This window comes from Streptomyces sp. NPDC059917 (assembly GCF_042730635.1).
Taxonomy (GTDB): domain Bacteria; phylum Actinomycetota; class Actinomycetes; order Streptomycetales; family Streptomycetaceae; genus Streptomyces.
The window spans coordinates 32104-39355 of record NZ_JBHWLC010000074.1 but is presented as its reverse complement, the minus strand read 5'-3'; the positions used below and the strand labels follow the sequence as shown (position 1 = coordinate 39355).

The following is a 7252-nucleotide window of genomic DNA, read 5'->3' as shown; positions in this document are numbered from 1 at the left end:
CGCCGCGCCCGGGCGGCTGATTCCCGCCGCTCGGGCGCCGCCGCGGGCGCACCGGGCGGCCGCCGGACCGCCGCGGTGCGGCCGTGACCGCCGGATCCGGCACGCCGTCGGGCGACCCCCGCTCCGCGACGGATGTGGCGTGAATTCCCGCCCCGGACCGTCGTCCGGCGGCAACTTGACACCCTCTCAACGATCAGTGACGTTAGGCCAGCCTTACCTAATCAACCAGGTAAGTCCGAGGAAGGATGGGCATGTCCGCACCACACACGTACACCGGCTCCGGGGAGGACTCCCCCGCTGTCCGGGATCTGGTGGGCATCGGCTTCGGCCCTGCCAACCTGGCGCTCGCGATAGCCGTGGCCGAGCACAACTCCCGGCGGGCGCCCGCCGAGGCGCTGCGGCCCGCGTTCATCGAGCGCCAGGAGGGATTCGCCTGGCATCCGGGCATGTTGCTCGAAGGCGCCACCATGCAGGTGTCGTTCCTCAAGGACCTGGTCACCCTGCGCAATCCGGCCAGCCCCTACAGCTTCCTCCAGTACCTCCAGGACCGCGGCCGACTGGCGGACTTCATCAACCAGAAGACCTTCTTCCCGACCCGGGTCGAGTTCCACGACTACTTCCGGTGGTGCGCAAGGGACTTCGCCGATCAGGTCGCCTACGGCACCGAGGCCGTCGCGGTGCGCGCGGCCCACGACGGCGAGCACCTGGAGGTGGACGTGCGCCGGGCCGACGGCGCGGCGCCGGGCACCGACCCGCTGCTCACCCACAACGTGGTCCTCGGCACCGGGCTGCGCCCGCACCTGCCCGAGGGCGTCGCGAGCGGCCCGCACGTCTGGCACACCAGCGAACTGCTGCACCGCACCCGCGCCCTGACGTCGCCGCGCCACCAGCGCTTCGTCGTCGTGGGCGCCGGTCAGTCCGCCGCCGAGGCCGCCGACCACCTGCACCGGACCTATCCCGGGGCCGAGGTCTGCGCGGTCTTCTCCCGCTACGGCTACAGCCCCGCCGACGACAGCCCCTTCGCCAACCGGATCTTCGACCCCGCCGCGGTGGACGACTTCTACACCGCGCCCGAGGAGGTCAAGCGCCGACTGCTGGGCTACCACGCCAACACCAACTACTCGGTGGTGGACGGCGACCTGATCACCCAGCTCTACCGGACCGCGTACCAGGAGAAGGTCACCGGGGCCGAACGCCTGCGGATCCTGAACACCACCGAGGTCGCCGCGGTGCGCGTGCAGGACGACGGCGCGCGGGCCACGGTCCGTTCCCTGATCGACGGGGAGACGACCGACCTGTGGTGCGACGCCGTGGTGTACGCCACCGGCTACCGCGCCGGCGACCCGCGCCACCTGCTCGGCGACCTGATGGAGCACTGCCTCACCGACTCCGCGGGGCGGCTGCGCATCGGCCGCGACCACGCCGTCGCCACCACCGACCGGCTGCGCGCCGGGATCTACGTCCAGGGCGCCGCGACCGAGCACACGCACGGACTGACCTCCTCCCTGCTGTCCACGCTGGCCGTCCGCTCCGGCGAGATCTGCGACTCCCTGCTGCTGAGCGGCACCGAACGCGCGGTCCGGGCCCAACGCGACCTCCTGGCCCCGGCCTCCGCCGGCAACGCCCCCCTCCCCTCGGGACTTCGGAGCTGACCCGTGTCCGCCACCGCCTCCCCCCTCCCCGCACCCGCCGCCCCCGCACCCCGCGCCCCGGCCGCCACCGGCCCGACCCGCACCGTCCCGGCCCTCACCGACGGCGTACCGCTGACGGCCGCGCAGTCGGAGTTCCTGGCCGCGCAGAGCGCCGCGCCCGGGTACGCCGGGCACAACGTCGGCCAGTACGTGGAGCTCTTCGGCCCGATCGACACCGAGGCCCTGCGCGACGCCGTGGCCGCGTCCTTCGACGAGGCCCCCTGGCTGCGCTTCCGACTGACCCGGGGCGACGACGGCCCGCGCCAGTCGCCCGTACGGCAACCGGGCGGTCCCCGGCGCCCCGCCCTGCTCGACACCTCGGGAGCCGCCGACCCGGTGGCCGCCGCCCTCGACCTGGTCCGGGGTCAACTGGCCTGCCCGCCGCGGCTGGACCTGCTGGCCGACCCCCCGACCCCCGGGGACGTCCCCGACCTGGCCGGGAGCGTGCTGGTCACGGCCGGTCCCGAACACCACCTGCTCGTCCAGTTCTTCCACCAGCTGGCGGTGGACGGGCACGGCCTGGCCCTGCTGGGCCACCGCATCGCCGAGCTCTACACCGCGGCCGTGCACGGCCGACCCGCCGGTCCCTCCCCCTTCGCCCCGGTCTCCGCACTCGTCGCGACCGAGAGCGCGTACGCGGCCTCGCCCGAACGGCGCGCCGACCTGGCCGCGTGGACCCGGCACCTGGCGGGGGTCGAGCCGCCCCCGCCGCTGCGCGGGCGCAGCGCGCCGCCCGCGGACACCGCGGTCCGCCGCACCGTGCTCCTCGGGCCGGCCGACACCGCGGCCGTCGAGGCCGCGGCCCGGGAGGCCGGGGCCACCTGGGGCGAGGCCGTGCTCGCCGTGACCGCGCTGCACACCACCTCGCGCACGGGCGCGGCCGAGGCCGTCCTCGCCGTGTACGCGGCCGCCCGTACGGCCCCCGGGACCCTGCGGGTGCCCGCGGCGGCCGTGAACATCCTGCCGGTGCGGATCCCGGCCGGTCCGGCCGACACCTTCCGCTCGCTGCTCGCCCGGGCCGCGGTCGAGACCTCCTTCCTGCGCCGCCACCAGCGCGTGCGCGGCTCCGAGGTGGCCCGGGAGGTCTGGCCCGACCACCCCGGCGGACGGGTGCCGGGGCCCCTGGTCAACCTGCGGCCCTTCGAGACGGAGCTGGACTTCGCGGGCGTGCCCGGACGGGTCGTCAGCCTGGCGTCCGGGCCGGTGGACGACCTCGCGGTGTCCGCCTCCCGCTCCCCCGAGGGGCTGCTGCGCCTCGACTTCGACGCGAACCCCGCGCTGTACCGACCGGCCGAACTGGAGTGCGAGGCCACCGCCTTCGCCGCGCTGCTGGCCGGACTAGCCCGGCGGCCCGGGACCCCGGCGGGGCAGGTGCGGACGACCCCGGCGCACCCCGACCCCGCCCTCGACCCGAACGGCGCGGCGACGGCGTCCGGTGCGCCCGCCGCCGGCACCGGACCGTGGCCCTCGGACCCCGCCCGGACCCCGCCGCCGCCCGCGGACCGGGAGCAGGGGCCGCTGACCCTGCTGCCCGCCGCGCACCGGCTGCGCTCGGCTCCCTGGCCCGTCGAGCGGGCGCGGGAGCACGTACTGCTGCGGGTCCCGGCGGGGCTGCGGACGGCTCCGCTGCGCCGGGCCCTGGCCACGCTGGGACGGCGCCATCCGGCGCTGCGGCTGGCACTCGACCGGGCGCACGGGGTGTGGAGCCACCAGGTGCGGCCCGCCTCCGCGGCGCCCGCGGTCACCGGTCCGACGGTCCTGCGCCGCCACCCCGTCGCGGGGCTGGCGCCCGCCGCCCGTACGGAGCTGCTCGCCCGGGCCGCCCGGGCGGCCGGAGCCGCGCTGGACCCCGCGACGGGCGCGGTGTTCCGGGCGGTCTGGTTGGACGCCGAGGCCGAGGGACCGGGCCGACTGCTGCTCGCGGCCCACGGGCTCTGCGTGGACGACGTGTCCTGGCAGCTGCTGACCGCGGAACTCCCCGTGCTGTACGCGTGGTTCGCCGGTGACGGCGCACGACCCGAGGCCCTCGGCCCGCCGGGCGGCCTCACGGACTGGGCGGCCGCCCTGGCCGCCCGGGCGCAGTCGCCGGAGCGGGTGGCGGAGCTGCCGTACTGGACGGAACTGTCCCGCGCCCCGGCCCCCCGGGCCTGGCCCGCGACCGAGGGCGGCCACCGCACGCTCACCCGGTTCACCGTCGGCGCGCCCGCGCCGCAGGTGTCCGCCGGGGCCGCGGGCCCGCACCCCGTGGACACGGCGCTGCTCACCGCGCTGGCCCGGATCGCCGCGGGGCGGCCCCGGCTGCACGACGGGACGCGGTTGCCGGTGGAGCTCGAACTGCCCCGGCCCGAGGGGGCTCCGGCCACGGTCGGACGGCTGTCGACGGTGCACGGCGTACGGCTGCCGCTGGACCCCGACGACCCCGGGGCGGTGCGCCGGGCCCTGGCCGCCGTACCCGACGGCGGGCGGGGTCAGGAGCAGCTGCGCCACCTCAACCCGCAGACGTCGGCATCGGCGGCGGGCCCGCGGGGCCGCGGGGTCGGCTACCGCCGGCGCGCGGCGCTGCGCGACCCCGAGGCGGAGCCCGGCTGGGGCCCGGCCCCGGCCGGGGAGTGGCCCGCGCCCGGGGCCCTGGGCGACGAGCCGCCGCTGACCGGGCCCGTCGAACTGACGGCCACGGTCGGGGCGGCGCCGGACGGCGGGTACCGCGTGGACGTGGACTGGCGCTGGTCACCGGCGTTGTTCGACGCGGCCGAGGCGCTCGCCCTGTCCGAGACGGCGACCGCGCTGGCCGCCCGCTTCGCCCGGCAGACCCCCTGAGGGCACGGAACCCGCACGACCCGGCGCGGAACGCGCGCCGACCCGCGACACCCCCGCACGACCCCCGCGACCACGGCGCACGGGGCCCTCCGGACTCGCGCGCCCGCCCGACACCGATCCATCCCGACCGATCCATCCCGACCGACCCACCAAGGAGACCCCCGATGGCCACCAATCCCTTCGAGGACGACGACGCCCGCTACTTCGTGCTCGTCAACGACGAGAACCAGCACTCCCTGTGGCCCGCCTTCGCGGCCGTGCCGGACGGCTGGCGCGTCGTGCACGGCGAGGACACCCGGCAGGGCTGCGCCGACTACACCGAGGAGCACTGGACGGACATGCGCCCCGCGAGCCTGATCGCGGCCGACGCGGCCGCGCGCTGAGCCCCGCGCCGACCCGCGCGGTACGGTCCGGCGGGCGTCCGCCGGACCGTACCGGGCCGCGTCACAGCGTGCGTACGTAGACCCGTGAACCGCGGGCCGGGTCCAGTGCCGCGGCCCAGGCCGCGGGTGCCCGTCGCGGCTCCGTCGGGGCGAACCCGTGCCGCAGGAACAGCACGGCGGGCCCCGTGGTCGCCGTGAACACCCGGTCGGCGTCCAGCAGGCGGGCCCGCGCGAGCGCGGCCCGCAGCAGCGCCGACCCGATGCCCCGACCCTGACTGCCGCGCGCCACGCAGAAGTTGTGGAGCACGGCGGCGCCCTCCCCCTCGTCCCGTACGGCCACGCAGCCGGCGGGAGCCCCACCGTCCGGCGCGTCCGGCGCACCCGGTGCGTTCGGCGCGAGGAGGAACTCGCCCGCGCGGGCGAGGTAGTGGCCCACAGGCCTGGGGCGCAGCTCTCCGGAGGCCATGAAGCCACGGGACAGGGCGAAGAGCACGTGTGCGTCTCCCGGGCGGGCCGGACGGACCGGTACCGCGGGGAGCTCGACTGCAACTTGAATCACAAACTTAGGTTAGCCTTACCTCAGTAGTGGGTGAGGCACTTGGATCTCCACAGAGGAAGTCACCTGCCATGACCGTCTCCCCGACCGACACGCCCTTCGCCGACAGCCCGTTCGGCCTCGACCGGCTGGTCCACGACGTCGCGGACGTGCTCTGCGCCGAACCCGACGAGGTCGACCCCGACGAAAGCCTGCTCGACCAGGGGTTGGACTCGATCCGGCTCATGTCCCTCGTCTCCCGCTGGCGCACGGAGGGCGCGCAGATCGCCTTCGTGGACCTGGCCGAGCGGCCCACCCTGCGCGAGTGGGCGCGGTTGCTCGCCCCCGCGGCCGCCTGACCCGGCGCCGCCGCGCCACGCCCCGCCCCTCCCCACGGTCCGCCCCATCCGTCCCCGCACCTCCACCGGAGCCCGCAGTGCCCTTGCGCGACCTCGTCATCGACATCGAACCGCTGCGCGCCTCGCGCGACTTCCGCGCGGTCTTCATCGCCCGCGTGGTCTCCCTCTTCGGCCTGGGCATGGCCACCGTCGCCCTGTCCGCCCAGGTGTGGGGCATGAGCCGGTCCACCTTCCAAGTGGCCATGGTCAGCATGGTCATGAGCGTGAGCGTGCTCCTGGGCTCGCTGTGGGGCGGGGTGATGGCCGACCGCGGCGACCGCCGCACGCTCATCATCCGGGCGCGCGGCGCGGCGGCGCTCGCCTTCGCGGGCCTGGCCGTCAACGCCTTCCTGCCGGAACCCTCCTTGTGGGCCATCCACCTCTGCGTCGCCTGGGACGGCCTCGCCTCCGGCGTCAGCATCACCGCGCTGATGGCGGCCGCGCCCACCCTGGTCCGGGAGGACCAACTGCCCGCCGCGGGCGCCCTGATCTCCCTCACCGGAGAGATCGGATCCATCTGCGCCCCGTTCCTCGGCGGCGTGCTCCTGGCCCTGTGGGGACCCGCGCCGGTGTTCGCCTTCACCGCCGTCACCACCGGCGTCACCACGCTGCTCGTCACGCGGCTGCGGCCGCTGCCGCCCGCCGTCCACCCGGACGGCGACGGCCATGACGACGGCGACGGCGACGGCGCCACCGGCCCGGGGCGCTCCCGCTCCACCTTGTCCGCCTTCCGCTTCGCCCTGCGCGACCGCGTCGTCGGCGGCCTGGTGCTGCTGGGCGGGGTGACCGCCGTGTTCAACGTGCCGGTCGTGCTCTTCCCCGAAATGGTCGAACGCCGCTTCGGCGGCGCCGAGGTGATGCTCGGCCTGCTCTACACCGCCCCCGCCGTCGGCGCCGTCCTCGTCTCGGCGACCAGCGGCTGGCTCGGCCGCGCCGCACGCCCCGGACGCTGGCTGCTGACCGCCGCGTTCACCGGTGGCCTGGCGACCCTCGGCTTCGGCCTCAGCAGTGATCCGGTGCTCGCCTTCGCCCTGTTGGCCGTCGGCGGAGCCGCCGGGACCGTGTACGAGATCCTCGAGTACGCCCTCGTCCAGCACCACACCCCGGCCCACATGCGCGGCCGGATCGTCAGCGTGATCACGGCCCAGGGCACCAGCGGCGACATCGTCGGTGACGCCGAAGTGGCGGCGGTCGCGCGCTGGTTCAGCCCGGCCGGGGCCGCCGTCGTCAACGGGGCGATCTGTGCCGTGGCCGCCGTCGCCGTCGCCGTCGCCGTGCCCGGACTGCGCCGGGCCACCCTGCCCGCGCCCCACGAGGACGCCCCGCCGGGTCCCGACCCCGTCGAGCCCGCCCCGGCCGCCCCCCGCGGCTGAACTCCGCGGCAACACTCCCCTCCCGCAGCCCCGCAGCCCCGTACCCCCGGCCGAC

Annotated in this window: 6 protein-coding genes; 5 read left to right on the top strand and 1 reads right to left on the bottom strand. The window is 76.5% G+C overall.

Going from position 1 to position 7252, the window contains the following annotated elements; translation table 11 throughout:
• Positions 1-251: 251 nt before the first annotated feature.
• The 3 genes from ACFWAR_RS31625 (at position 252) to ACFWAR_RS31615 (ending at position 4891) form a co-directional block, all read left to right on the top strand.
• Complete coding sequence (locus ACFWAR_RS31625; RefSeq protein ID WP_385784566.1) at positions 252-1652, top strand: lysine N(6)-hydroxylase/L-ornithine N(5)-oxygenase family protein; 1401 nt, start codon at positions 252-254, stop codon at positions 1650-1652.
• Positions 1653-1655: 3 nt separating this feature from the next.
• Positions 1656-4508, top strand: a complete 2853-nt coding sequence (locus tag ACFWAR_RS31620; protein WP_385784563.1) for a condensation domain-containing protein — start codon at positions 1656-1658, stop codon at positions 4506-4508.
• 164 nt (positions 4509-4672) lie between these two features.
• Positions 4673-4891, top strand: coding sequence for an MbtH family protein (locus ACFWAR_RS31615; protein WP_385784559.1), 219 nt, complete (start codon positions 4673-4675; stop codon positions 4889-4891).
• Positions 4892-4952: 61 nt separating this feature from the next.
• Here ACFWAR_RS31615 and ACFWAR_RS31610 read toward each other — a convergent pair whose 3' ends face one another.
• Positions 4953-5450 (bottom strand): GNAT family N-acetyltransferase, encoded by a 498-nt coding sequence (locus ACFWAR_RS31610; protein ID WP_385784557.1) that lies wholly within the window; start codon positions 5448-5450, stop codon positions 4953-4955.
• Positions 5451-5518: 68 nt separating this feature from the next.
• Between ACFWAR_RS31610 and ACFWAR_RS31605 the strand changes: the two genes are divergently transcribed.
• Positions 5519-5785, top strand: a complete 267-nt coding sequence (locus tag ACFWAR_RS31605) for a phosphopantetheine-binding protein (RefSeq protein ID WP_385784554.1) — start codon at positions 5519-5521, stop codon at positions 5783-5785.
• Positions 5786-5862: 77 nt separating this feature from the next.
• The gene (gene entS, locus ACFWAR_RS31600) at positions 5863-7197 is read left to right on the top strand and encodes an enterobactin transporter EntS (RefSeq protein WP_385784551.1); all 1335 of its coding nucleotides are present in this window, start codon (positions 5863-5865) and stop codon (positions 7195-7197) included.
• Positions 7198-7252: the final 55 nt, after the last annotated feature.

Bases quoted from the DNA above. Each gene is read 5' to 3' on its own strand.
- ACFWAR_RS31615 (WP_385784559.1), top strand. From the start codon at position 4,673: ATGGCCACCAATCCCTTCGAGGACGACGACGCCCGCTACTTCGTGCTC.
- ACFWAR_RS31625 (WP_385784566.1), top strand. From the start codon at position 252: ATGTCCGCACCACACACGTACACCGGCTCCGGGGAGGACTCCCCCGCT.
- ACFWAR_RS31605 (WP_385784554.1), top strand. From the start codon at position 5,519: ATGACCGTCTCCCCGACCGACACGCCCTTCGCCGACAGCCCGTTCGGC.